At 71.9% G+C, this 22,776-nt stretch carries 23 protein-coding genes; 13 read left to right on the top strand and 10 right to left on the bottom strand.

The window, feature by feature from the left end:
• The first annotated feature begins 175 nt into the window (after positions 1-175).
• The 3 genes from AB0C36_RS10970 to AB0C36_RS10960 all read left to right on the top strand — a co-directional run bounded on the left by AB0C36_RS10970 (position 176) and on the right by AB0C36_RS10960 (position 2,508).
• Complete coding sequence (locus AB0C36_RS10970) at positions 176-1,645, top strand: DEAD/DEAH box helicase (protein ID WP_358352339.1); 1,470 nt, start codon at positions 176-178, stop codon at positions 1,643-1,645.
• 109 nt (positions 1,646-1,754) lie between these two features.
• A complete protein-coding gene (locus AB0C36_RS10965) occupies positions 1,755-2,078 on the top strand; it encodes a CBS domain-containing protein (RefSeq protein WP_358352338.1) in 324 nt (107 codons plus the stop codon).
• A 121-nt stretch (positions 2,079-2,199) separates the two neighbouring features.
• Positions 2,200-2,508 carry an SCO5918 family protein gene (locus AB0C36_RS10960; protein WP_358352336.1) on the top strand — a complete coding sequence of 103 codons (309 nt, stop codon included), beginning with the start codon at positions 2,200-2,202 and terminating at the stop codon, positions 2,506-2,508.
• Positions 2,509-2,564: 56 nt separating this feature from the next.
• On the opposite strand, the gene AB0C36_RS10955 is transcribed toward AB0C36_RS10960, so the two are convergent.
• Together AB0C36_RS10955 and AB0C36_RS10950 are read right to left on the bottom strand one after the other, a co-directional pair.
• A complete protein-coding gene (locus AB0C36_RS10955) occupies positions 2,565-2,900 on the bottom strand; it encodes a MerR family transcriptional regulator (protein WP_358352334.1) in 336 nt (111 codons plus the stop codon).
• 680 nt (positions 2,901-3,580) lie between these two features.
• Positions 3,581-5,116 carry an FAD-dependent monooxygenase gene (locus AB0C36_RS10950; protein WP_358352332.1) on the bottom strand — a complete coding sequence of 512 codons (1,536 nt, stop codon included), beginning with the start codon at positions 5,114-5,116 and terminating at the stop codon, positions 3,581-3,583.
• A 327-nt stretch (positions 5,117-5,443) separates the two neighbouring features.
• Between AB0C36_RS10950 and AB0C36_RS10945 the strand changes: the two genes are divergently transcribed.
• Both AB0C36_RS10945 and AB0C36_RS10940 read left to right on the top strand, forming a co-directional pair.
• Positions 5,444-5,779: a YnfA family protein gene (locus tag AB0C36_RS10945; protein WP_358352330.1), complete on the top strand. Its 336-nt coding sequence runs from the start codon at positions 5,444-5,446 to the stop codon at positions 5,777-5,779.
• Between the two features lie 742 nt (positions 5,780-6,521).
• On the top strand, positions 6,522-7,673 hold the full coding sequence (locus tag AB0C36_RS10940; RefSeq protein WP_435839026.1) for a magnesium and cobalt transport protein CorA: 1,152 nt from the start codon (positions 6,522-6,524) through the stop codon (positions 7,671-7,673).
• A gap of 37 nt (positions 7,674-7,710) precedes the next feature.
• Here the strand turns inward: AB0C36_RS10940 and AB0C36_RS10935 are convergent, their stop codons facing one another.
• The 3 genes from AB0C36_RS10935 to AB0C36_RS10925 all read right to left on the bottom strand — a co-directional run bounded on the left by AB0C36_RS10935 (position 7,711) and on the right by AB0C36_RS10925 (position 11,093).
• Entirely contained in the window at positions 7,711-8,124 is a 414-nt protein-coding gene (locus AB0C36_RS10935; RefSeq protein ID WP_358352328.1) for a hypothetical protein, read from the bottom strand.
• 123 nt (positions 8,125-8,247) lie between these two features.
• Positions 8,248-9,612, bottom strand: coding sequence for a diaminopimelate decarboxylase (lysA, locus tag AB0C36_RS10930; RefSeq protein ID WP_435839025.1), 1,365 nt, complete (start codon positions 9,610-9,612; stop codon positions 8,248-8,250).
• 251 nt (positions 9,613-9,863) lie between these two features.
• Entirely contained in the window at positions 9,864-11,093 is a 1,230-nt protein-coding gene (locus AB0C36_RS10925) for a beta-ketoacyl-[acyl-carrier-protein] synthase family protein (protein WP_358352326.1), read from the bottom strand.
• Between the two features lie 278 nt (positions 11,094-11,371).
• Here AB0C36_RS10925 and AB0C36_RS10920 point away from each other — a divergent pair, with 278 nt between their 5' ends.
• Positions 11,372-11,608 carry a hypothetical protein gene (locus AB0C36_RS10920; RefSeq protein ID WP_358352325.1) on the top strand — a complete coding sequence of 79 codons (237 nt, stop codon included), beginning with the start codon at positions 11,372-11,374 and terminating at the stop codon, positions 11,606-11,608.
• Here AB0C36_RS10920 and AB0C36_RS10915 read toward each other — a convergent pair.
• Positions 11,598-12,725, bottom strand: coding sequence for a penicillin-binding transpeptidase domain-containing protein (locus AB0C36_RS10915; RefSeq protein WP_358352323.1), 1,128 nt, complete (start codon positions 12,723-12,725; stop codon positions 11,598-11,600). The genes AB0C36_RS10920 and AB0C36_RS10915 overlap by 11 nt on opposite strands.
• Positions 12,726-12,876: 151 nt before the next feature.
• On the opposite strand from AB0C36_RS10915, the gene AB0C36_RS10910 reads away from it, so the two are divergent.
• From AB0C36_RS10910 to AB0C36_RS10890, 5 genes are all read left to right on the top strand, one after another.
• Positions 12,877-13,827, top strand: coding sequence for a LysR family transcriptional regulator (locus AB0C36_RS10910; RefSeq protein ID WP_358352321.1), 951 nt, complete (start codon positions 12,877-12,879; stop codon positions 13,825-13,827).
• Positions 13,824-14,747: a serine hydrolase gene (locus AB0C36_RS10905; RefSeq protein WP_435839024.1), complete on the top strand. Its 924-nt coding sequence runs from the start codon at positions 13,824-13,826 to the stop codon at positions 14,745-14,747. The genes AB0C36_RS10910 and AB0C36_RS10905 overlap by 4 nt, the downstream gene beginning before the upstream one ends.
• A 183-nt stretch (positions 14,748-14,930) precedes the next feature.
• On the top strand, positions 14,931-15,491 hold the full coding sequence (locus tag AB0C36_RS10900; protein WP_358352319.1) for an MOSC domain-containing protein: 561 nt from the start codon (positions 14,931-14,933) through the stop codon (positions 15,489-15,491).
• 110 nt (positions 15,492-15,601) lie between these two features.
• Positions 15,602-16,585, top strand: coding sequence for a DUF5996 family protein (locus AB0C36_RS10895; protein WP_358352318.1), 984 nt, complete (start codon positions 15,602-15,604; stop codon positions 16,583-16,585).
• 274 nt (positions 16,586-16,859) lie between these two features.
• Positions 16,860-17,798 (top strand): DMT family transporter, encoded by a 939-nt coding sequence (locus tag AB0C36_RS10890; RefSeq protein ID WP_358352317.1) that lies wholly within the window; start codon positions 16,860-16,862, stop codon positions 17,796-17,798.
• Between the two features lie 6 nt (positions 17,799-17,804).
• Here the strand turns inward: AB0C36_RS10890 and AB0C36_RS10885 are convergent, their stop codons facing one another.
• Positions 17,805-18,749 carry a LysR family transcriptional regulator gene (locus AB0C36_RS10885; RefSeq protein ID WP_358352315.1) on the bottom strand — a complete coding sequence of 315 codons (945 nt, stop codon included), beginning with the start codon at positions 18,747-18,749 and terminating at the stop codon, positions 17,805-17,807.
• 151 nt (positions 18,750-18,900) lie between these two features.
• Here AB0C36_RS10885 and AB0C36_RS10880 point away from each other — a divergent pair, with 151 nt between their 5' ends.
• Complete coding sequence (locus AB0C36_RS10880) at positions 18,901-19,254, top strand: YybH family protein (protein WP_358352314.1); 354 nt, start codon at positions 18,901-18,903, stop codon at positions 19,252-19,254.
• Between the two features lie 35 nt (positions 19,255-19,289).
• On the opposite strand, the gene AB0C36_RS10875 is transcribed toward AB0C36_RS10880, so the two are convergent.
• From AB0C36_RS10875 to AB0C36_RS10865, 3 genes are all read right to left on the bottom strand, one after another.
• Positions 19,290-19,961 (bottom strand): HAD family hydrolase, encoded by a 672-nt coding sequence (locus tag AB0C36_RS10875; protein ID WP_358352312.1) that lies wholly within the window; start codon positions 19,959-19,961, stop codon positions 19,290-19,292.
• A 127-nt stretch (positions 19,962-20,088) separates the two neighbouring features.
• The gene (locus AB0C36_RS10870) at positions 20,089-20,868 is read right to left on the bottom strand and encodes a VOC family protein (protein WP_358352311.1); all 780 of its coding nucleotides are present in this window, start codon (positions 20,866-20,868) and stop codon (positions 20,089-20,091) included.
• 120 nt (positions 20,869-20,988) lie between these two features.
• Positions 20,989-21,621 carry a TetR/AcrR family transcriptional regulator gene (locus AB0C36_RS10865; RefSeq protein WP_358352309.1) on the bottom strand — a complete coding sequence of 211 codons (633 nt, stop codon included), beginning with the start codon at positions 21,619-21,621 and terminating at the stop codon, positions 20,989-20,991.
• 104 nt (positions 21,622-21,725) lie between these two features.
• Here AB0C36_RS10865 and AB0C36_RS10860 point away from each other — a divergent pair, with 104 nt between their 5' ends.
• Positions 21,726-22,667, top strand: a complete 942-nt coding sequence (locus tag AB0C36_RS10860) for a beta-ketoacyl-ACP synthase III (protein WP_358352308.1) — start codon at positions 21,726-21,728, stop codon at positions 22,665-22,667.
• Positions 22,668-22,776: the final 109 nt, after the last annotated feature.

Genomic DNA, 22,776 nt, shown 5'->3' with positions numbered 1-22,776 from the left:
GCGAAACCCTGCGGCGTCGCTTTTTCCGGACCCGCCGCCCCCGCCCCGACCCGGGCGGCGCAGTCGGCGACCCACGAATTCACTCGACCTGTTTCTGCGATTCTCCCGCATTCTGCGCACGACGTGCGTGCCCGCGGGAATTCCTTGACACCGGTCGCATCAAGGAAGGCTCCGCATGAATCGCACACGGACAGAAAACCGCCGCTCAGGCGCCACCGGCGGCCGCCCCGGCTCGGGGCAACACGGCGGCCGCAACGTGTCGGGCGCGTCCGGCCGCCGCGGCGCGACGGGACGCCCGGGAGGGCAGGGCCGCCGCGGACCTGTGCCGCAGGGCGAGTTCGCGCTGCCGACGACGCTCACCCCCGCGCTCCCACCCGTCGCGGCGTTCTCCGACCTGGCCATGCCGGTGCAGTTGCTGCCGGTCCTCGCGGCACACGGGGTGACCGCACCGTTCCCGATCCAGGCGGCGACGCTGCCGAACGCCCTCGCGGGACGAGACGTACTCGGACGCGGCCGCACCGGGTCGGGCAAGACGCTCGCCTTCGGGCTGGCCCTGTTGTCCCGGATCGCCGGAACGCGCGCGGAGCCGCGCCGTCCGCTGGCTCTGGTCCTCGTCCCCACCCGCGAGCTGGCCCAGCAGGTGACCGACGCGCTCACGCCGTACGCCCGCGCGCTGGGTCTGCGGCTGACCACGGTGGTCGGCGGAATGCCGATCGGCAGGCAGGCCGCCGCCATGCGTGCCGGTGCGGAGGTCGTCGTCGCGACTCCGGGCCGCCTCAAGGACCTCATCGACCGGGGGGAATGCCGGCTGGACCAGGTCGGCACCACGGTTCTCGACGAGGCCGACCAGATGACCGACATGGGCTTCATGCCGCAGGTCACCGCTCTGCTGGACCAGGTGCGTCCGGACGGGCAGCGGATGCTGTTCTCGGCCACGCTGGACCGCAATGTCGACCGCCTGGTGCGCCGCTACCTGAGCGACCCGGTGGTGCACTCCGTCGACCCGTCCGCCGGCGCGGTCACCACGATGGCGCACCACGTGCTCCACGTGCACGGCGCGGAGAAGCATCGCGCGACCACGGAAATCGCCGCCCGCGACGGCCGGGTGATCATGTTCCTGGACACCAAGCACGCCGTCGACCGGCTGACCCGGCACCTCTTGGGCAGCGGGGTACGCGCCGCGGCGCTGCACGGCGGCATGTCCCAGCCGCACCGCACCCGCACTCTCGTTCAGTTCAAGTCCGGCCATGTGACGGTGCTGGTCGCGACCAATGTCGCGGCCCGCGGGATCCACGTCGACCACCTCGACCTCGTCGTGAACGTGGATCCGCCCGCGGACCACAAGGACTACCTCCACCGGGGAGGCCGCACCGCCCGCGCCGGCGAGTCCGGCAGCGTGGTCACCTTGGTGACGCCTGACCAGCGCCGCGGCATGAGTCGGCTGATGGCGGCCGCGGGTATTACCGCGCAGACCACCCAAGTACGTTGCGGCGACGCCGAGTTGAGCCGCATCACCGGCGCGCAGGCCCCCTCGGGCATTCCGGTGACCATTTCCGCGCCGGCAGTGGAACGCCCCAACCGCGGCGGGTCCGCCTCGCGCGGGCGCCGCAGCCGCACCGCGAGGAACCGGGGGGCGGCCGCGTGATCCGACGCACGGACACAGGATTTGCCGCGTCCGACGCAGCCGCTTGAGCACGTGCCGTCCGGGCCCTACCTGTCCGGAAGGGCCCGCCCACTCCCCCTCGGAGACACCTTTGACGCTTGTCCTGATGCAGCCCGGCCCGGCGTACGTGGCCCCCACGATCCCGCCCGATGCCGTGTGCCTGCCGGCTCTGCGGGTCGGGGGCGACATGACCGTCGAGGTGGCCTTGTCCGTGATGTTCGGCGCCCGCGCCGATTCACTGCTGCTCTGCGACGAGGACGACCAACGCATCGGCCTGGTGACCAGGGTCCGGCTGGCCGCGGTGCGCGACTGCCCGTCCTACACGGACCGCATCCGCCTCCGGGACGTCTTCGGTGTGGACCAGTTCCTCACCGCCACGACAACGGCAGGCCTCGGAGCGCGACCCGCCGCGTGACACACGGCGTGACACGCCCGGTCACTGCCACCTTGCGCCGTAGATCGCCCTGCGCCATTGATCGCCCCGCGCCGTTGATGGCCCCGCCTTCGCCGCCACTTCCCCACGTCTGTGAGGCACCATGCGCTGCATCATCGCCGGTTTCGCATTCGAGCTGTCCAGGAACGGGGTCCTGGCGTCCATGAAGGGCGTCAAACCCGAGCCCATCACCAGCGGTTCCGTCGTCATCGGTCGCCGCCGATACCCCGTCAAGCAGGTCGGCGGCGTCCTCACCCGCCAGGACCGCCGGGACTTCACCGCCGACGAGGTCAGCCGGGCCATGGCCCGGCTCGGCTTCTTGTGCCGGGTCCTCCCCGACGCCGCGCCCTGCGTGCCGACCGCCCTTGAGACAGCGGCACCAAGCGGCGCCCCCGCACCCAACCCCGCCTAACCGGAACCCGCACCGGCAGGTCCCGGCGCAACCAGGCCGGTCGGCCGGGCGGCCGGTCAGGTCGTGTCCCGCCCGGCAGGCGGGTGCTCGTTGCGGAGCTCCTCGTTGATCCGGAGCGCTTCCTCCAACTGGTCTTCGAGGATGACGATGCGGCAGGCGGCCTCGATCGGGGTGCCGCGGTCGACGAGTTCCCGGGCCCGGGCGGCGATACGCAACTGGTAGCGGGAGTAGCGGCGGTGTCCGCCCTCGGACCGCAGCGGGGTGATCAGGCGGGCTTCACCGATCGCACGCAGGAAGCCCTGCGTGGTGCCGAGCATCTCGGCGGCCCGGCCCATGGTGTACGCGGGGTAATCGTCGTCGTCGAGACGGTCGAACGAGTCACCAGCTGTCATTTGCACCTCTCCGTTGGAACGCGTGGAGGGGCCCTGGCGCCATATGGCACCAGGGCCCCGAAGGAACTGCTACACCATCTGTCGGCCTCGGTACTGCACCGACATTCTGTTTCCGCTCGCCCGACCGTGATGCCGTCGGACCTGCGGGGATCGCTGTTGCTCGACCGGAGACCACCTCACTATCGATGTCCTGCGGTACCCGGGTTCAATACTCCGCCCGGGCGATCCTGATGGCGCTCGGCTCCTCCGTTCTTCCCTCGATGATCATCTGCGGCCCAGTGGGCAGGTCGCGTACTGCGGCACTGCTCTCACTGGCGTACTGCCAACCACACGAACTGCGCGTGGCCTATCGCGGCGGCCCCTGTTTTGCGGGCCGCTCTCCGACCCGGGTGCCGATCCCGTCGCCCTGTTGCACCATCTCGGCTTCGGGAGTCCGACCACCGGACCGTCCTGCAAACTGCTTTCCTGCAAACCGCTTTGCGCGCCGCTCCGACGCGCTCCTATCGACCCACAGTTCGTCCTCTGTGAGGCCTTGTGGACTCTCTGGCTATGAGAGAAACCATAGCCACACCACCCCCCAATGTCTACTCTGACAAACATAGATTTCGTGTGCGTGTCACCGACGGATCACTCTCGAACAGATGACACTCCGGCCGTCGGCCACCAGGGCACCAGAGTGGTCAGGGGGTGCCGAACCAGTGAGTGAGGGCTTCTCGCAGCGTGGACGCGGTGGCCCCGGCAGGGTCGTCGGTGGGGGCGACCCAGGCGACGTGCGCGTCTGGGCGGATCAGCAGGGCGTCGGCCGGGCGCTCTCCGTCGGTCCGCGCGGTGACGATGTCCACGCGGTGCGCCCAGTCCTCGGCTGCCTCGCGCAGGTCCGTACGGTCGGCGAGGTCGACGAGGACCGGCCGTGCGCTGTGCAGGAGTTCGGCGACAGTGGTGGGGCCCTTGTCGGTGCGGATTGCGAGGTTCGGGGCGAACACGCCGGTCAGGGGGTGCTCGTCGGCGTACGGCATCGGGTAGCGGATGTCACCGCCCGCGATCAGGGCTCCGATGCGGCGCAGCGGCTGGTCGTCGACCAGTAGTTCCAGGAAGACCTTGCGCAGCGCCTCGGCCGCGGCGTCCTGCCCACGGCGCAGCGCCACCTGGGCCTGGGTATGGAGCATCGTGCGCGCTCCCGCGTAGTGGCGTTCGTCGTGGTACGTGTCGACCAGTCCCGCGGGTGCCCAGCCGTGGATCTCGGCGGCGAGCTTCCACGCGAGGTTCACGGCGTCGAGCATGCCGGCGTTGAGGCCGACGCCCGTCGCGGGGAACTGGTGGGCCGCATCGCCGGCCAGCAGGATCCGGCCGTCGCGGTAGCGCTCCGCCTGCCGGGCCTGGAACTGGTAGCGCGACAGCCGGCGCGGTTCGCCCAAGGGGAACTCGGCGCCGAGCACGCGCCTGATGCTGGCCCCGAGTTCGTCCAGGGTCATCGGCGCGTCGTCGTCGACCTCGGTGAGTTCGTCCTCGGTCGTGGAGATCAGCAGGACGTCCTCGGTGAGCCAGCCGCAGCCGAACAGGCCGCGGTCGGTGCGCGTGAACGCCCCCGCGCGGACCGTACCGAGGCCGGGCACCTCGATGTCGCCGTTGTCCAGGCGGGTCACCGAATCGGGCAGCGTGACCTGGCCGAGCCGGTTCACCTCGGGGTACGTCGTGCCGGGGAAGGCGAAGCCCGCGCTCTCCCGCACCTGGCTGCGCCCTCCGTCGCAGCCCACCAGGTACCGCGCGGTGACCTGATACGTACCGTCCGGTCCGCGCACGTCCGCGGTCACGATGTCGGCCTGCTGCCGGACTCCGGTGATCTCCTCGTTGTGCCGGATGTCCGCGCCCAACTCTCGGGCGCGTTCGTCGAGCAGGCGCTCGAGTTCCGGCTGCGGAAGGGTCAGCCCGCGCAGCGGCGGCTCCGGGAGCGACGAGAAGTCGACGTGCACATCGCCGAACGGATAGCGCGGAGCCGGGTGCACGACACCGGCAGAGGCCGCTTCGATCCGGTCCAAGACGCCCCGGTAGCGCAGCAGTTCCAGGATCTGCCCGCCGAGCCCGTTGGCCCTCGGGGTGTCCCGGAGTTGCGGGCGGCGCTCCAGGACGAGGGGGCGTACGCCGCCCAGTCGCAGTTCGGCGGCCAGCATCAGGCCGACCGGGCCGGCTCCGACGACGAGTACATCGGCGTCCGTCACAGGTCCGTCTCCGTCCAGTGGTTCTTGGTTGTTCGGCAGGCCGCTGTTCCGGGCATCGATACCAACACGCACTACGCAATTCTCCCGATTCGTCAGGTTTCCGACCAACTCTTGGGCCAGGTCGATGATTCTGGGGTACGCCGGGGGCCTTGCCGCAAGGCCCCCGGTGCGCTATACGTTGAACATGGCGAGGAGCGGATGATCTCCTCGCCTTTGCCGTGCCCGGACTCGTCCGCCCAGGCCGCCGACCGGCACCCGCCGACGCAGGCCGACCGGACGCAGAGCGGGCCGGGCGGGCGGGGCGAGCGGCCCCCTAGTCTCGGGTCCGTGACGATCATGCGTTCCATCGGTTTGTTCCTGCTCGCCGCGCTCGCCGAGATCGGCGGGGCGTGGCTGGTGTGGCAGGGCGTGCGCGAACACCGGGGCTGGGTGTGGGTCGGCGCGGGGATCCTGGCGCTCGGTGCGTACGGGTTCGTGGCCACGCTCCAGGAGGACGCCGAATTCGGCCGCATTCTGGCGGCGTACGGCGGGGTGTTCGTCGCCGGGTCGCTCGCGTGGGGCATGGCGCTGGACGGCTACCGCCCCGACCGCTTCGATGTAGCCGGCGCGCTCATCTGCCTCGTCGGCGTGGGCGTCATCATGTACTCGCCGCGCGGCGGCTGACCGGCCCGGCATCAGGGCGGACCGGGGACGGGCGCCCCTCTTCCATCGGGAGGCGCACGACGCACGGTTTACCAATTCCAGTTCCAATTCCGATCCAGGTTCCGGTTCCGGCCCCAGGCCTGGACGCGGTACGCCGACTGCGTCGTCTGGCGGTTCCGTTGTTCGGTACAAGCGGCTGCTCTGGCGGTGGTCCGCTTCGCCACGGCTGACGTGTTCGAGATGGTCGACCGCGGGCGCGTGGTACGGCTGAGCAACGGCCCCCCGGATCCGAGCGCGTTCCGTCCGGTGGACAGCACCGTGGACGTCAGCCGGGCGCCGCATGGCCACTACCGGTTCCTCGCGTACAACGTCTTCAACGACGGAAGTTGCACGTCGTCCAGGATGGACGAGACGGTCGACCGGCCCACCGCGTACGAGCGGGTGACCCAGTTGCCGGCGCACGGGTACACCTGGCCGGCGGCAGGCGGTCGCTCGCCACGCGGTCCGAGGGAAGCGGGGGCGGCGACCGGCGCGGAGACGGTAGCCTGCAACCTGACCGGACACGGCAGATGCGACCGAGGCCGACGCCGAGGCGAACGAGGAGGTGGAACCTGCGATGCGTGGTGAACCTCCCAGTTCCACCGGAGCACCGGCGCCCCCGTCCGCCTGCGCGTAGCCGTCCGCACGGCCGCCGGCCCGCGAGGGCGCCGACACACATGTGCGTCGACTCCCCGCCTGCCGCCAGCACCGTTCGGAGACTCCCGTGGCCGATCGCCGTCACCGCGCCCTGCGCGCGCTCACCCCTCGTGGCCTGCGCCTTCCCGGGCCCCTGTCCGGATCCGGGTCCGGGGACCGGACCGCGAACGGTCCGGCGCCCGTGGACCACGCCGACGGGGCGTCCGTCATCGACGCCGCGGTGTACGCGGACGGCGTACGCGTGGCCTCCCCCGAGACGCTGGCCGCCACGTACCGCGAGCTGCGGGCCCGGCAGGGGCGGATGGCGTGGATCGGCCTGTACCGCCCCGCCGAGGCGGAACTCTTCTCCCTCGCCGAAGAGTTCGACCTGCACGAACTGGCGGTCGAGGACGCCATCACGGCCCATCAGCGCCCGAAACTGGAGCGGTACGGGAACACCCTGTTCGTGGTGCTGCGCGCCGCCCGCTACCTGGACGCGCCCGAGGAGGTCGACTTCGCCGAGCTGCACATCTTCACCGGCCCGGACTTCGTCATCACGGTGCGGCACGGCGGCGCGCCGGACCTGACGGCGGTGCGCAAGCGCATGGAGGCCGATCCGGAGCTGCTGCGCCGCGGCCCGGAGGCGGTGCTGTACGCCATCATCGACGCCGTCGTCGACGGCTACGAGCCGGTGCTCGCGGGCCTGGACAACGACATCGACGAGATCGAGACGGAGGTCTTCCGCGGCGATCCCGAGGTGTCCCGGCGAATTTACGAACTGTCGCGCGAGGTCATCGAGTTCCAGCGGGCCACGCGTCCGCTGACCGGCATGCTGGACTCGCTCGCCGCGGGCTTTGCGAAGTACGCGGTCGACCACGAGTTGCAGAGCTACCTGCGCGACGTCGCGGACCACGTCACGCGGACCATCGAACGCGTGGACGGCTACCGGCAGCTCCTGCCGGAGATCCTGACCGTCAACGCCACGCTGGTGGGGCAGCGGCAGAACGAGGAAATGCGCACGCTGACCGAGGCGAGCATCGCGCAGAACGAGGAGATCAAGAAGATCTCGTCGTGGGCGGCCATCCTGTTCGCGCCCACCCTGATCGGCACCGTGTACGGCATGAACTTCGACCACATGCCCGAACTCGGCTGGCAGTGGGGCTATCCCTTCGCCATCGCGCTGATGGGCACCGTCTGCCTCACGCTCTACGCCGTTTTCAAGCGCCGCGACTGGCTCTAGAGCCGAACTCCGAGGACGGGCAGAGGCAGGCCAGGGGTCATGCTGTGTCGAGGTCCGCGCCGACGGCGCCGGCCGAGCGCAGCGAACGGCCGAGATCTCCGGTGAGGATGCGAGGGTGTCGCCGCCACCACCAGAGGTCGGGGCCGGGAATTCTGTGGAACCGGTCCAGCGCCTGGCCGTCGTCGTCGACGGTCGCGGCCTTGTACCGGTCGTCCAGAGCCTTGATCTTGGGGGTGCGGAGCTGGACGACGTGTTCGTCGAGCAGGAGCCACGCCTCGTGCAGCCAGTTTCGGCAGTAGAGGTCGTTGGTGTACTCGTAGATGTCGTCGCCGTAGCCGCCTTCGACGGCGCTCACCAACGCCGCCCACGCGTTCACCATTTCGGCGACCGTGAACGCGGTTCGCCAGCCGCGCTGGTGCAACAGCTGTCCTACTTCGGTTTCCGTGGCCACGGGCGTGAGGTTCTCATGCCCGGTCGGTCCAGGCCGCAGCGACCTACGCCCCTCCGGATGCGTGCCCGCAGCGGTTCGGGGATCACTCTCGGGACAGGCCTCAGGATCCGCGAATCCCTCTTCCTACCAGGGGACTTCGCGTGCCATCAGGTCGATGGTGGTCTCGCGGCGGAGCATGAGGCGGGCGCGGCCGTCGCGTACCGCGACCACGGGCGGGCGTCCGACGAGATTGTAGTTGGACGCCATGGACATCTGGTACGCGCCGGCAGCCGGCGCGGCGAGCAGGTCGCCGGGATGGATGTCCTCGGGCAGCACCGCGTCCGGGGCGAGCACGTCGCCCGCCTCGCAAAAGCGCCCGACGACGGTGAAGGTACGGGTGGCCGCGGAGCCCTCGCGCCCGACGAGCCGGAGACTCGGGCGTGCCCCGTACAGCGCCGGCCGCGGGTTGTCGTTCATGCCTCCGTCGACCGCGACGAAGGTGCGACAGCCGGTGCGCTTGACGACCAGTACGCGGTACACGGCGACGGCCGCCGGACCGATCAGTGCGCGGCCGGGTTCGACGACCAGGCGCGGCACCGGCAGGTCCGCCTTCTCGCACGCACGCGCCAAGTGGCGGGTGACATCCTCGGCGAACGCGCCCGGGTCCAGGGCGTGTTCGCCGGGCCGGTACGCGATGCCGTGACCGCCCCCGAGGTCCAGTTCGGGGAGGACGGCCCCGTGCCGGTCGCGGATGCGCGCCATCAGGGCGACCAGGCGCGGGATCGCGGCGAGGAAGGGCCGGACCGAGGTGATCTGGGAGCCGAGGTGGCAGTGCAGTCCGACGAGCCGCAGGCGGGGCTGGTCGAGGACGCGGGCGACGGCGTTCTCGGCTGCGCCGTGCTCCACGGACAGGCCGAACTTCTGGTCGGTGGTGCCCGTCCGGACCGCCTTGTGGGCGCCCGCTGCGATGCCCGGGATCACCCGCACCATGACGCCCTGCCGGTCGTACGTCGGCACCAAGGCGGCCAAGCGGCTGATCTCGGCGGTGTTGTCGAGGACGATCCGCCCGACACCGTGGCGCAGCGCCGCGCGCAACTCGTCGGGGGTCTTCACGTTGCCGTGCAGGATGATGCGCTCGGCGGGGAAGCCCGCGGCGACGGCGAGTTCGAGTTCGCCGTGCGAGCACACGTCCAGGTGCAGGCCTTCGTCACGTACCCACGATGCAACGGCGCGGGTCAGGAAGGCCTTTCCGGCGTACGCGATGTCGGCGTGCGGAAGCGCCTCGCGGTAGGCGCGGCAGCGGTTCCGGAACTCGCCTTCGTCCAGCACGTAGAGCGGCGTGCCGAACCGCTCGGCCAGGGAGGCGAGTTCGATGCCGGCGACGGAGACGTCGCCGCCGCCGCCGTGCCGGGCGCCGGCAGGCCAGACAGCTTGCTCGGCGCCGAGGGCGGGCCGGGGCGACGAGGGCGACGGCATTGCCTGGGTCGGGGCGGTGATGAGGTCGGTCATGGTGTTCTCCCCTGGTGCCTGGGCGGGTCGTGGTGCCTGGGCGGGGCGCCGTCGGACGCGTCGTTCGCGGCGGGTTTGTCCCTGCCCACTGCTGCGACGCTAGGACGCGTGTGTCCGTGTTCAGCCGACCTGTCCGAGTCTCTGCCGCCGTCTTGACCCACCGGGCCCGCTTGGTGACGCGATCTTGACGCGCCCTCGGCCCCCGGCCCCTGGCCCGACACCACCACCGCCCCGGACCGCCCTGCGCAGCCCTACGCGGCCCGGGCGAACACCAGTGCGGCGTTGTGTCCCCCGAACCCGAACGCGTTGGCCAGGGCCGCGTCCACTCGGATGCGCCGCGGCGCGCCGCGGACGACGTCGAGCTTCACCTCGGGGTCGAGCACGTCGAGATTGCGGGTCGCCGGGACCACGCCCTCGCGGATCGCGAGGATCGCGGCGACGGCCCCGAAGGCGCCGGCCGCGCCGAACATGTGGCCGGTCGCAGACTTCGTCGCGGTGACCGCGGGGTGCAGCCCAACCGCCTCGGCGACGGACTGCGCCTCGACGAGGTCGCCCTTCTGCGTCGATGTGGCGTGCGCGGACACCACGCCGACGTCGCCCGCCGTGATGCCGACCGAGGTGTACGCGGCGGCCAACGCCGCACGCATGGCCCGTACTTGCCCCTCGGGATGTCCCGCGGTGATGTGGTGGGCGTCGGCTGTGACCCCCGCCCCGGCGAGCACCGCATGCGCGCGGGCCGTCCTCGCCGCGGCGAAGTCGGCGCGCTCCAGCACCACGACCGCCGCGCCCTCGCCGATCACGAACCCGTCGCGCGCGACGTCGAACGGCCGTGAGGCCGCCCCGGGCTCGTCGTTGCGCAGCGAGTGCGCCCGGGCCTGGGCGAACCCGGCCAGCGGCAGTGGGTGCAGACAGGCCTCGGCCCCGCCCGCCACCACGACGTCGGCGCGGTCCAGGCGGATGAGGTCGAGGCCGTACGCGATGGCCTCCGCTCCCGACGCGCAAGCGCTGACCGGGGTGTGCGCCCCTGCCCGTGCGCCGAGTTCGAGGCTGACCCACGCCGCTGGTCCGTTGGCCATGAGCATGGGCACGGTGTGCGGGGACACGCGCCGCGCGCCGCGGGCTTCGAGTACGTCGTCCTGCTCCAGCATCGTCAGGGCACCGCCGGTGCCGGTGCCGATCACCACGGCCAGGCGTGCCGGCTCGACCTGCGGCGCGCCCGCGTCGGCCCAGGCCTCACGCGCCGCGATCAGCGCGACCTGTTCGCACCGGTCCAGCCTCCTGGCCTGCACGCGGTCGAGGGCCTCGGTCGGTTCGACCGCCAGTTGCCCGGCGATGCGCACCGGCGAGTCCGCCGCCCACGCCGCTTCGATGCCCCGGATGCCGGACCGTCCCGCAATCAGAGCGGCCCACGACGAAGCCACGTCGCCGCCGAGAGGTGTCGTCGCTCCCAGTCCGGTCACCACCACGCCATCCGTACGCATGCTGCACTCTCCTTGTGAGTTCCCGACAATCGTGTACACCTGTCCAGCAGGCGTCACGAGCACCTGGAACCCACCTTTGCAGCAGAAACACTCCCCTTCGGTAGCGCACGCCACGGACTCACCCGTCATGATTTTGTAGCTTTCCGCAATGCACCGCGCTCGCCCGCCAGCCGATCGACCGCGTGCACGGCCCGCACACGGCATGCGAGGCATGTACGGGATCTCCGCACGGGCCGCCTCGACCGTGACGAGGCGCACCCGCGATCGTTGGCCTGGTCATGAAGAACCCTGGACGACGCACGCTCACGGCAGCGCTCCTGTGCGGGACCGCGCTGTCCCTGCACGGCGCCGCGTACGCCGCCGAGACCCCCAAGCTCGCCGCCGTCAACGCGGCGGGGCTGAGCACGGCGACCCCCGACCGGGAGCAACTCTCCTCGGTACGCCCCGAACAGGTCGTCGCACCGGCCCTGGGATCCCTCCTCGGCACGTCCGACGGTGCCGGGGTCAGGGGGTGACGGCGCTCAGGTAGTCGCGCACGATCGGGCCGGCGGCCCCGGATCCGGAGTCGCCGCCCTCGACGTACACCGCGACCGCGATGTCGCCGCGAAACGCCACCATCCATCCGTTGGTGCCGTCGCCGACCTCGGCGGTCCCGGTCTTGGCGCCGACGCCCGGCATGCCCTGGAAGACGGACGCCGCGCTGCCGGTCGTCGCACAGGCGACCATCATTTCGCGGATGGTCTTCGTGACGTTCGGCGGCAAGGTCTCGGAGCGCGTGTAGACCGGCATGCCCCGTTCCAGGACCGGTTGGTGGAACTTGCCGGTGAGTGCGGTGGCGACGACCGAGGCCATCGTGAGCGGGTTCATGACGAGCCCGCCTTGGCCCATCATCTGGGCCGCCTTCTCGTTGGCGTTGTGCGCGGGCGGTACGACGCCGTCCACGCTGCCCTGTCCTGTCGCGACCTTCCACGCATCGCTGTTGAGGCCGAAGTACCGCGTGGCGTACGTGGACAGTTCGTCGTCCTTGATGCGGTCGCGCAGATTGATGAATGCCGTGTTGCAGGAGTGCGCGAAGTCGTCGCGGAAGGTGGCGCCCGGCATCTCCATGTAGCCGACGTTGTGGATGCTCTGGCCGTTGACGGTCGTGAACTTCGGGCACGGCACCTTGGCGGACGCGGTGACTATGCCGCGTTGCAGCAGCAACGCCGAGGTGACGATCTTGAACGTCGAGCCGGGTGCGACCGTGCCGGACATCCCGGCCTGGCGGTGCACCGTCGACACGATCTCGCCGTTCCGCATGTCCAGCGCGATGAGCGAGGCCGCGGCGTTCTGACCGACCGCGCGCTCCGCGGCGGCCTGCAACTCCGGTACGAGGGTGGACGCCCCGGTACCCGAAGGCGTGCCGGACGAGGACGCCGAGCCCGATGCCGATGCCGACGAAGGGGGCGGCGTCGCCGCGGCTGACGGTGACGCGGGCGGCACCGAGGCGACCGCCGGGTCCGGACGAGGTCCCGTCGACGTCGCCGCGGCGTCCGGCGATTCGTCCGAGACCAACCCGCACCCTGCGGTGAGCACGATGGCCAGGCCGACGCACCCAGCGCCGCCGAATATTCGCTTCTTCCAGGACTTCATCGCTTCTGCCCGCACTTCCCCGTGCTCGTCCGCCTTCCGTGCGATCGGTCCGCACGGCGCTTGCGGCGCTCAGCCAAACAGACGCGTCGCGATGATGTCCAAGATTCATATCGTTCTCATACTCATATACAGATCGCTATCATTGCTGGCCGTGAACCTGATCGCGCATCTGACCTGCTTCGTCGCGGTGGCCGAGGAACTGCATTTCGGTCGTGCCGCGCAGCGCCTCGGCATGGCCCAGCCGCAACTGAGCCAGCGCCTCAAGCGCCTGGAAGGCGAACTGGGCGTGCGGCTCGTCGACCGGTCCAGCCGGCACGTCGGACTGACCGATCCGGGGCGCCGCCTCCTCGACGAGGCCCGTGAGATCCTGGCCCGCGTGCAGCGCGTCTACGGCCTGACCGAGAGGTCCCCGGACACCGGGACCCTGCGTGCGGGCGTCCCCGGCGAACTCGGGGCGGGTACGGTGGCCGCGCTCATCGGCGCCTTCCGCGAGCGCCGCCCCGACACCGTGCTGGACCTACGCTCGCTGGGCACCACGGCGCAGGTGGAGCAGTTGGCCGACGGTTCGCTCGACGTCGGAATCGTGCGGCACCCGGTGGAGACACACGGGCTGGTCGTCGGGCCGGTGGCGGCCGAACCGCTCGGCGTGCTGCTGCCCGAGTCGTCGCCGTGGGCGGGCGCGGCCGAGGTCCACCTGTCGGACCTCGCGGGATCGGAGCTTGCGGTGTTCCCGCGCGACGAGGCACCCGAGGCGTACGACCGGCTCCTTGCCGACTGCGCCCGCCACGGCTACCAACCCGCCGCGGTGCACGACTCGCCGAACCCGGACTTCACCCTCGGCCTCGTGCTGGCCGGACGTGCGGTGGCGCTGACGCCGTACGCCGAACCGCCGCCCGGCCTGACCTGGCGCCCCTTGCTCGGTCGTCCGCTGCTGACGCGCCTGTCCTGCGCGTGGCGGCGCGGCACGGACGAAGCCGGCCCCGTAGGGGACTTCGCCGACACTGTCGCCGACGTCCTGCGCGAGCGCGCCGCGGCCGCTCCCCGGGAGGCCGCGGTCCGGCCCCGACTCGTGGTCCGTCCGGCATCGGCGTTCCTCGCATGAGCACCAGCACGAGCATGAACTCCCTGCCCGCACGGCCCGAGTCGTCCATCACCGCAGTGTTCCGCGGAGCCGGTGTCACCGGCCGTCTGCACGCCCGCGACATCGACAGCGGGCACGAGGTCGGCGTGGGCTCGGACGACCCGGTGGTCCTCGCATCGGTCTACAAACTGCCGCTGCTTGTGGCGTTCTTCCGGGCCGCCGCCCGCGGCGAACTGGACCCGCGTGCCCTCGTCACCCTGGCACCCGCCGATCGCCGTCCGGGCGCGACGGGCCTGTCCACACTGCTGGACGAGGTGACCATGTCCCTGCGGGACCTGGCCACGATGATGATCACGGTCAGCGACAACGCCGCGGGGGACGCGTTGTTCGCGCGGGTCGGCGTCGACGCGCTGGGGGCCACGCTCGCCGATCTGAGCCTGGACGCCACCCACATCCGGTCCGACAGCGACGGGTTGCTGGACGCGCTGCTCGCGGACAGCGGTGCCGCGTCGATGCCCGAACTCTGGGCGCTCCTGGGCGAGCCCGGTGTCGCGGACCGGCTCCGGTCCCTGGACCCGGCCCGCACCAACCGCACCACCCCCCGCGACATGTGCCGGCTGCTGGACCTGTTGTGGCACGACGAGGCCGCGCCTGCCGACGAGAGCGCCCAGATGCGCCGCATGCTCGCCCTCCAGGTGTGGCCGCACCGCCTGGCGTCCGGCTTCCCGTACGACGACGTCCTGGTGAGCGGCAAAACGGGCACACTGCTGACGATCCGCAACGAGGTCGGCGTCGTCGAGTACCCGGACGGCGGACGGTACGCCGTCGCGGTCTTCACCCACGCCGACGCGCCACTTGCCGTCGCGCCGCAGGCCGACGCGGCCATCGGCGCGGCCGCCCGGCTCGCCGTCCAACACCTGCGCGCCACGCAGCGCCGCTGACGAGGGGATCACGCACCGACCCGGACCGCGAAGTCGCCCGTGCCCCCGGCTCGGAGCCGGCCGCCGAAAACCCTGTCGAACCGGGCGGGGGCGCCCCGGCATGATGGACCTGCCGGGCGCACCTGGCGCGGACCTGCGCTTCCGCACGCCCGGACCGACACGTCCGCACTGCCCAGGAGCGCCATGACCGAGCCGACAGCGGCCACCGCGACCGTCCTCGCCGTCAGCAGCAACGGCGAGTACTCGTTCAGCAAGCCCAACCGCGAGAGCATCCACCTGCTGGCCGGCCTCGGCGTCGAGGGCGACGTGCACGCGGGCGTGACGGTCAAGCACCGCTCGCGGGTGGCGCGCGACCCCAGCCAGCCGAACCTGCGCCAAGTGCACCTGATGCACGACGAGCTGCACGAGGAACTGCGCGCGGCAGGCTCCTCGGTGGCGGGCGGCCAACTCGGCGAGAACATCACCACACGCGGACTCGACCTCCTGGGGCTGCCCACCGGCACACGGCTGCACATCGGTGCGGAGGCCGTGGTCGAGGTGACCGGCCTGCGCAATCCGTGCCTGCAGATCGAAGGGTTCGAGGACGGCCTGCTGGCCCGCGTCGCCGGCCGCGACGAGGCCGGGAACGTGGTGCGCCGCGCCGGGATCATGGGCGTCGTGCTGGCCGGCGGAGCGGTCGCGCCCGGCGACCCCATCCGGGTCGAGCTGCCGGCCGAGCCGCACACCGCACTCGCTCCCGTCTGACCGCCGGTCCCGATCGACCGCCCCTCCCGATCGTCCGCACGGGTGTACGCCTGGTGCGTTCCCCGCGCGTCCCCCGTGCGACCGCCACGCTCCGCACGGACGATGGGACGATGACGACTACTCCCCCGCCGAGCCCGCCCGAGCCCCCTTCGCTGCCCGAGCTGCCCTACGAGGCATGGTCGGAGACCCACGACACGATCCACCTGTTCGCGCAGATCGTCGGCAAGGTGAAGCTCGCCGCGACGCATCCGCAGAACCACTGGTGGAACATCACGTTCTCGCCCGACGCCCGCGGCCTCACGACCCGTCGGCTCTACGCGAACAACGTGTTCTTCGACATCGCCTTCGACTTCGTCGACCACCGCCTGGTGATCCGCACCGACCGGGGTGACGTACGCACGTTCGCGCTCGACGGCGGCCTGAGCGTCGCGGCGTTCGACGCGAAGTTGCACGCGACGCTGGCCGAACTCGGCGTCGACGTACCGCTTCTGGAACACCCGTTCGGCGTCGACCACCTCAAGACGCCGTTCCCCGAGGACACCGAGCACCGCACCTACCAGCGCGAGTACGTCGAACGCTACTGGCGCGCGCTGGGCTGGTCGGCTGACGTGCTCCAGGAGTTCGCGGGCTGGTTCACCGGGAAGACCAGCCCGGTGCACGTGTTCTGGCACTCCTTCGACCTGGCGATGACGCGCTTCTCGGGCAAGCGCGCGGCTCCCCTCGCGGAGGCGGACCCGGTCACCGCGGAGGCGTACACGCACGAGGTCGTGTCCTTCGGCTGGTGGCCGGGCGACCCGAAGGTGCCCTTCCCCGCGTACTACTCCTACACGGCTCCCCAGCCGGAGGGGCTCGCCGAGCACCCGCTGAGCCCGGAGCAGGCGGAGTGGGTCAACGACGGCGGTATGGCGCTGCTGCGGTATGACGCGGTCCGCGCCGCCGAGAATCCGCGCCGCACGCTGCTGGCGTTCCTGCAGACCGCGTTCGAGGCGGGTTCGAAGGCGGCGGGCTGGCCCGCCGAGGAGCTGACCTCGAACTGGTGCCCGACGCCCGACCAATTGCGCGCCCTGGCCCGCTCAGGGCTGCGCGTACGCTGACCGCCGCCACCGGCACGCATACACACGGACGCCGCCACCGGCCGCCCGACGCGGTCCCACGGGGTCCCGACGACATTCGTCTTTCCCGACGCCGATGCGTTGCCCTAGTCTGAGCGCCATGCCTGGACCCGGATCCTTCCGCAGCACGCCCCCTCCGGTCGCCTTCTAGGGCGCACCGGCAAGGCCGTTCCCTTCGAGCCCCCGTCGCGGGGCTCTTCCGCCGTGCGCCCGTTTCAGACCCCATTCCGCTGGTTCTGATCCGGAAGGTCTCGGCGTGTCCACGCAACCCTCCATGCGCCCCTCGGCGCAGCAGTCTTCGTCCACCCCGCTCTCCGCTACCCGCGAACGCCGCGCCGCCGCACGGGCGTTCGTACGCGGTCCGCTGCCGATCCTCGCCGCCTGCCTGTTGTGGGGCAGCACCGGGACCGCGGCCTCGTTCGCCCCGCGGGGCGCCAACTCCGCGGCCGTCGGCTGCGCGGGCCTTGTCTTCGGCGGCCTGCTCCTGTTCGTCACCACGCGCGGCTGCGTGGCACTCGTGCGCGCCGCCTCCGGGCGGGATCGCCTTGCCCTGCTCGTCGGGGCGGCCGCGGTCGCCGCGTACCCGCTCACGTTCTACCCGGCCGTGTCGCGCACCGGCGTCGCGGTCGCGACGGTCGTCGCGCTGGGCTCCGCCCCGGTGTTCGCGGGGTTGGTCGAGCGCGCATCCTTCGGAATCCGGCGCCGGCTCGCGACGGCCGCGGCCGTGGCGGGCTGCGCACTGCTCGTCGTCGGCCAGGAGTCGGGCGGGGTACGCGCGGACGCGCTCGGCGTCGGCCTCGCCCTCGTCGCGGGCCTGGCGTACGCCGTGTACGCCTCCGTCGGCGCGCGCATGATCACCCGCGGCCACGCGGCCCGCCCGGCGCTCGCCGTGATGTTCGCGGTGGCGGCGGCCGCGGTCGCGCCGCTGGTCGTCGCTGAGGGCTGGTGGCTCGCCGACGTGCGGGGTACGGCGGTGGCGCTGCACCTGGCGGTGCTGACCACGTGCGTCGCGTACACGTTGTTCGGGCTCGGGCTGCGCCACACCACGGCGGTCGTGGCGACGTCGCTGACACTCGCGGAACCGGCCGCCGCGGCCGTCCTGGCCGTGGTGGTCCTGGGCGAGCAGCTGACCGCGATCTCGTGGGCGGGCCTGGCCGTCGTCGGCGCCGCTCTGGGGGTGATGTCGCGCGGCTGAGCGGGGCTACCGCGTGTGCGCAGACCCGTCGGCGGCGTTGGGCGAGTCGTCGGCGTCGGCGTCGGCGGAGTTGTCCGCCAGTGCGGCCCGGGCCTTCGCCAGGAAGGCCCGGGCCGCCGGACTCGCGGGGGCGTCGTCCCGCCAGACCAGCTCGATGCGGCCGACCGGAGCCGGGATGAGGGCGACCGGCCGCAGCCCGGTCGGGTGCCCTGCCACGAAGAGCCGGGGCAGCACGGCGACGCCGAGTCCTTCCGCGGCCAGTTCGGCGACCACGTGCGGGTCGCCCGCCTCGAAGGCCACTCTCGGCTGGAACCCGGCGCCGCCACAGGCCTGTTCGAGTGCGGTCCGGATGCCGCTGCCGCGCGACAGGCAGACGAGCGGCACGTCGCGGAGGGCGCGCAGCGGCATCGTGCGGCGTTTGGCGAGCGCGTGGTCCGGCGGTACGGCGGCGGCCATCTCCTGTTCGGTGATGACCTCGCCCGCAAGCCCGGGCGGCCGGTCGCCGGCGATCCCGACGACGGCCACGTCCAGGCGCCCGGCGCGTACCGCCGCGAGGAGGAGGTCGGAGCGGTCCTCGGCGAGCGTGATCTCGACGCCGGGGTGAGTGCGGTGGAACGCCGCGAGCAGCGAAGGGAGTTCGGACAACGGTCGGGACGGGATGGTGCCGAGTGCGACGCGTCCGCGGACCAGGCCGGCCAGTTCGTCCGCGACGAGGCGTACCGCCGCGGCGTTCTCCAGCGCGGCGCGCGCGTAGGGCAGGATCGCCTCCCCCGCGCGGGTCGGCCGCACGGTACGCCCCGAGCGGTCCAGCAGCTCCTGCCCCAACTCGCGCTCCAACTGCTTGATCTGCGCGCTCACCCCGGGCTGGGCGACGTGCAGGCGTGCCGCGGCCTTGGTGAAGCCCGCCTCGTCGACGACGGTGACCAGGTATTCGAGCTGACGCAGTTCCATAACCACTGATTCTAGATCGCATAAGTATCATGTCTTGGACTTATGGAAAGAAGCGGCCGAACATGGAAGTGCGGGTGGGTGCGGTTCGCGGCGGCGGCCGGTGCCGCCCGAGCAAGAGAGCACGTCCGGCAAGTGAGGAAAGAGGACCGACATGACTGCCACACGTGAGAAGGCCGGCCACCCCGAGGACATCGCGCGCCTGGTGGTCGAGCGCCTCAACGCGCGGGACGCGGAAGGCCTCGCCGACCTGTACGAGGCGGACGCGGTCCTGGCGTACCCGATCGGCAACGAGATCACCGGCCGGGACGCCATCCGCGCCGCGTGGGAGCGGCTGATCGCGGCCGAGGTGAAGTTCGAGGTCGAAGAGCCGCTGCCGACGGTGATCGCCGGCGACCTGGCGCTGACGTCGACCAAGCCGAAGGACGGGACGGGTGGCCGGGTGCAGGTCGCCCGCCGCCAGGCGGACGGCACGTGGCTGCGTGTCCTGGACAGGCCGGAGAGCTGACCGGGCCGGGTCGCCGCCGACCAGGCCCGACCCCGCTACGCGGCTGCCGGTGCTTCGTATCCCAGGAGCATCGGCAGCTTGCGCATGTCGTCGAACAGCACGGTCCCGGGCCCGGCCAGGCGCTCGGCCGGGGTCAGGCCGCCGGTGTAGCCGTAGGCACGCATCCCGGCCGCGCGCGCTGCCTGGACGCCGTACATGCTGTCCTCGATCACCACGCACGCCGCCGGGTCCGCGCCCATGCGCGCGGCCGCGTGCAGGAACACATCGGGGGCCGGCTTGCCCAGCGGCACTTCGGTGGAGCTGAAGATGCGGCCGTCGAAGCGCGGGTAGAGGCCGGTGGTGCCGAGGGTGTGGCGCATCTTGGCGTGGTCGCCGCCGGAGGCGATGCAGGTGGCGACGCGCGGCAGGATCGCGTCGAGGGCCTCGGCGATGCCGTCGACGAGCGGGAGCCCGGCGTCGACCTCTTCGCGGTGGCGGCGGTGGAACACCTCGTGCCAGTGCGCCCCCGCGCCGGTGCCGAGGCGTTCCTCGACCATCGCACCGATGGCGGCGGCCGCACGGCCGATGAAGAGGTCGACGATCTCTTCGTCGTCGAGCACCCACCCCATGGCGCCGAGGACCTCGCGCTGGATGCGGAGCGCGATCCGCTCGGAGTCCACCAGCACGCCGTCGCAGTCGAAAATGACCAGGTCTGTCGAGTCGATCACGGCCCAAGCCTAGAGGGCGTGATCGGCCCTGCGTGATCGGCCCGGCGTGCCCGGTGCCGCGCGAGCCCGGGGCCTGTTCCCGTCCGGGCGTCGCGCGGCGCGGACCGTAAGTGCTCTTCAGTTGCCTCTACATGCTCGACTTGAGGACCGCGAAGATGCCGCCCTGCGGGTCCTGGATCACGGCCATCCGGCCGGCCGACATGTCGAACGCGGGCATCAGCAGCGTGCTGCGCGCGTGGACCGCCGCGGCGACGACACTGTCCGCGTCGTCGACCGCGAAGTACGTCAGCCAGTGCGCGGGCATCTCCGCGGGCGCGTCGTCGGGGATGGGCTGGGCCCCGCCCACCACGCGGCCGTGGGCGAGCATGCCCCGGTAGGCCGGCATCTCCGGCATGGACTCGAACGAGACGCCGAAGACCGCCTCGTAGAACGGCAGTGCCTTGTCGAGGTCGCGCGTGTTGAGCTCGTTCCAGACCAGCGCGCCGGCCTCGTTGACGCGCTGCGCCCCGAAGAACTCGATGCGCTGCCAGGCGCCGACGACCGCGCCGGAAGGGTCGGCGCAGACCAGCATGTGGCCTTGCTCGCCCACCTGCATGGGCGGCACCAGCAGCGTGCCGCCGTTCGCGGTGACCTTGGCGGCGGTCTCCTGGATGTCGTCGACGGCGAGGTACGTGGTCCACGCGGTCGGCGGCGGGGGCGAGCCGTCCATCGACATGGCCGCGCCGATCCCGGCGACCGGCTTGCCGCGCAGCTCGCAGATCGCGTAGCCGCCGAACTCGGGCGGTCCGACTTCGCCGTTCCAGCCGAGCAGGTCCGAGTAGTAGTCGATCGCGGCCTGTTGGTCCGCCGCCATGAGGTCGACCCAGCAGGGGGTGCCTTGTGCGTACGGTTCGCTCATCTCGGCCATGCGGATCCGCCTCCGGGGTGGGGGTGGGGTCAGGTGGATGCAGACCCACCCAATGTCACCCCGCCGCGGCGACCTCGCCACTCGGCGCACCCCAACGGCGCAGTGCGGGCGCGGCGCGTGCTACCCGGGCGTCGCGGACGCCATGGACGTCGCGAACAGCAGCCTGCGTACGGCAGTTCGGGCGCGCTCGGCGGCCCGGGGGTCGTCGAAGAGCTGCACGGACTGATTGAGCGACAGATAGATGCCGAACAGTTCGAAGACGATCTGGTCGGGGTCGGTGTCGCGGGGAAGTTCCTCGGCCTCCACGGCCGCCCGTACGTCCGCGACGAGGCTCTTGCGCCATCCGGTGAACAGGCGCAGGACCTTGTCGCGTACCGGCCCTTGGCGCGCGTCGAACTCGATGGACGCGGTGGTGAACAGGCAGCCGCCCGGGAAGGCGGCGCGTTCGCCGACGAGATAGGCGGTCCACGCCTCGCAGACGGCGAGGAGGCGCGCGAGGCCGGCGGGTCGGTCGGCGGCGGGCTCCCAGACCAGGCGGACGAACTCCTCGGACGCGCCGTCCAAGGCGGCGATCTGCAGTGCCTCCTTGGTGCCGAAGTGGCCCAGCACCCCGGCCTTGCTCATGCCCAGGTCGCCGGCCAGGCGCCCGATGGTCAGGCCCTCGAGGCCGTCCACCGAGGCGATCGCGGCGCTGCGGGCGATGATGCGTGCGCGCGTGTCACGGGTCTCGGCCACGGATCTGCGGGGGCTCATGGCGGTCATCGTAGCGACATCCTGGACATTTAGCGTCCGATCGATCGGTTGCTATATTTTCCCGGGATCGCCCCCAGTCGCCGTCCTTCAAGGAGACGAGACACTTGTCGGGTTCCCGCATCACCGCTCTTGGCCACTACCAGCCTTCACGAGTGCTGACGAACGACGACCTGGCCGCCATCGTCGAGACCGACGACTCGTGGATCAGGCAGCGCACGGGGATCGCGACCCGTCGCATCGCCGACACCGAGTCGGTCGCCGACCTGGCGTCCGAGGCCGCCGAGAAGGCGATGGCCGCGGCGGGGCTCGCGCCGGCCGACATCGGCATGGTGACCGTGGCGACCTGCACCGCGGTCGACCGCTGCCCGTCCACCGCCGCCCTGGTCGCGGCACGCCTCGGGATCCCGTCGGCGGTGACGTACGACCTCAACAACGCCTGCGCCGGCTTCTGCACGGCTCTGGCCTGCGCCGACCACGCGGTACGCGCGGGCGCGGCCCGGCACGCGCTGGTGATCGGCGCCGAGAAGATGTCGGACGTCACCGACTGGACCGACCGCACCTCCTGCATCCTGCTGGGCGACGGCGCCGGAGCGGCGGTCATCAGCGCCGCCGACACCCCGGGCATCGGCCCGGTGGCGTGGGGGTCGGACCCGGCGCGCGCCGACGCGGTGCGCATCGGCGGTGACTGGCACCCGCGGTTCGCCCAGGAGGGTCAGGCGGTGTTCCGCTGGGCGACCACCGAACTCCCGGCCGTGGCACGGGAGGCGTGCAAGCGCGCCGGGATCACGGTCGGCGACCTGGCGGGCATCGTCACGCACCAGGCCAACCTGCGCATCATCGAGGCGTTCGTACGGCGGCTCGGGCTGCCGGACACCGCGGTCGTCGCCCGGGACGTCGTCGACTCGGGCAACACGTCGGCGGCGTCGGTGCCCATCGCGCTGTCGAAGCTCGTCGAGCGCCGCGAACTCCCGCCGGGCGGACCGGTGCTGCTGATGGGCTTCGGCGGCGGGCTCTCGTGGTCCGCGCAGGTCATCGCCTGCCCCTGAGCCCGGGTTCGGCCGGTGTTCGGGTCCCGGCCGGGGGCCCCAGACCCCGGCGGTGCGGGGGGGCGCCCGCGGGGCGCGGACCCCCGGTATAGAGTTAGGGCCGCGCCCC

This window comes from Streptodolium elevatio, assembly GCF_040649515.1.
In the GTDB taxonomy this organism is placed as follows: domain Bacteria; phylum Actinomycetota; class Actinomycetes; order Streptomycetales; family Streptomycetaceae; genus Yinghuangia; species Yinghuangia elevatio.
The sequence above is the reverse complement of the archived record's forward strand: the minus strand, read 5'-3'. Positions and strand labels throughout refer to the sequence as shown.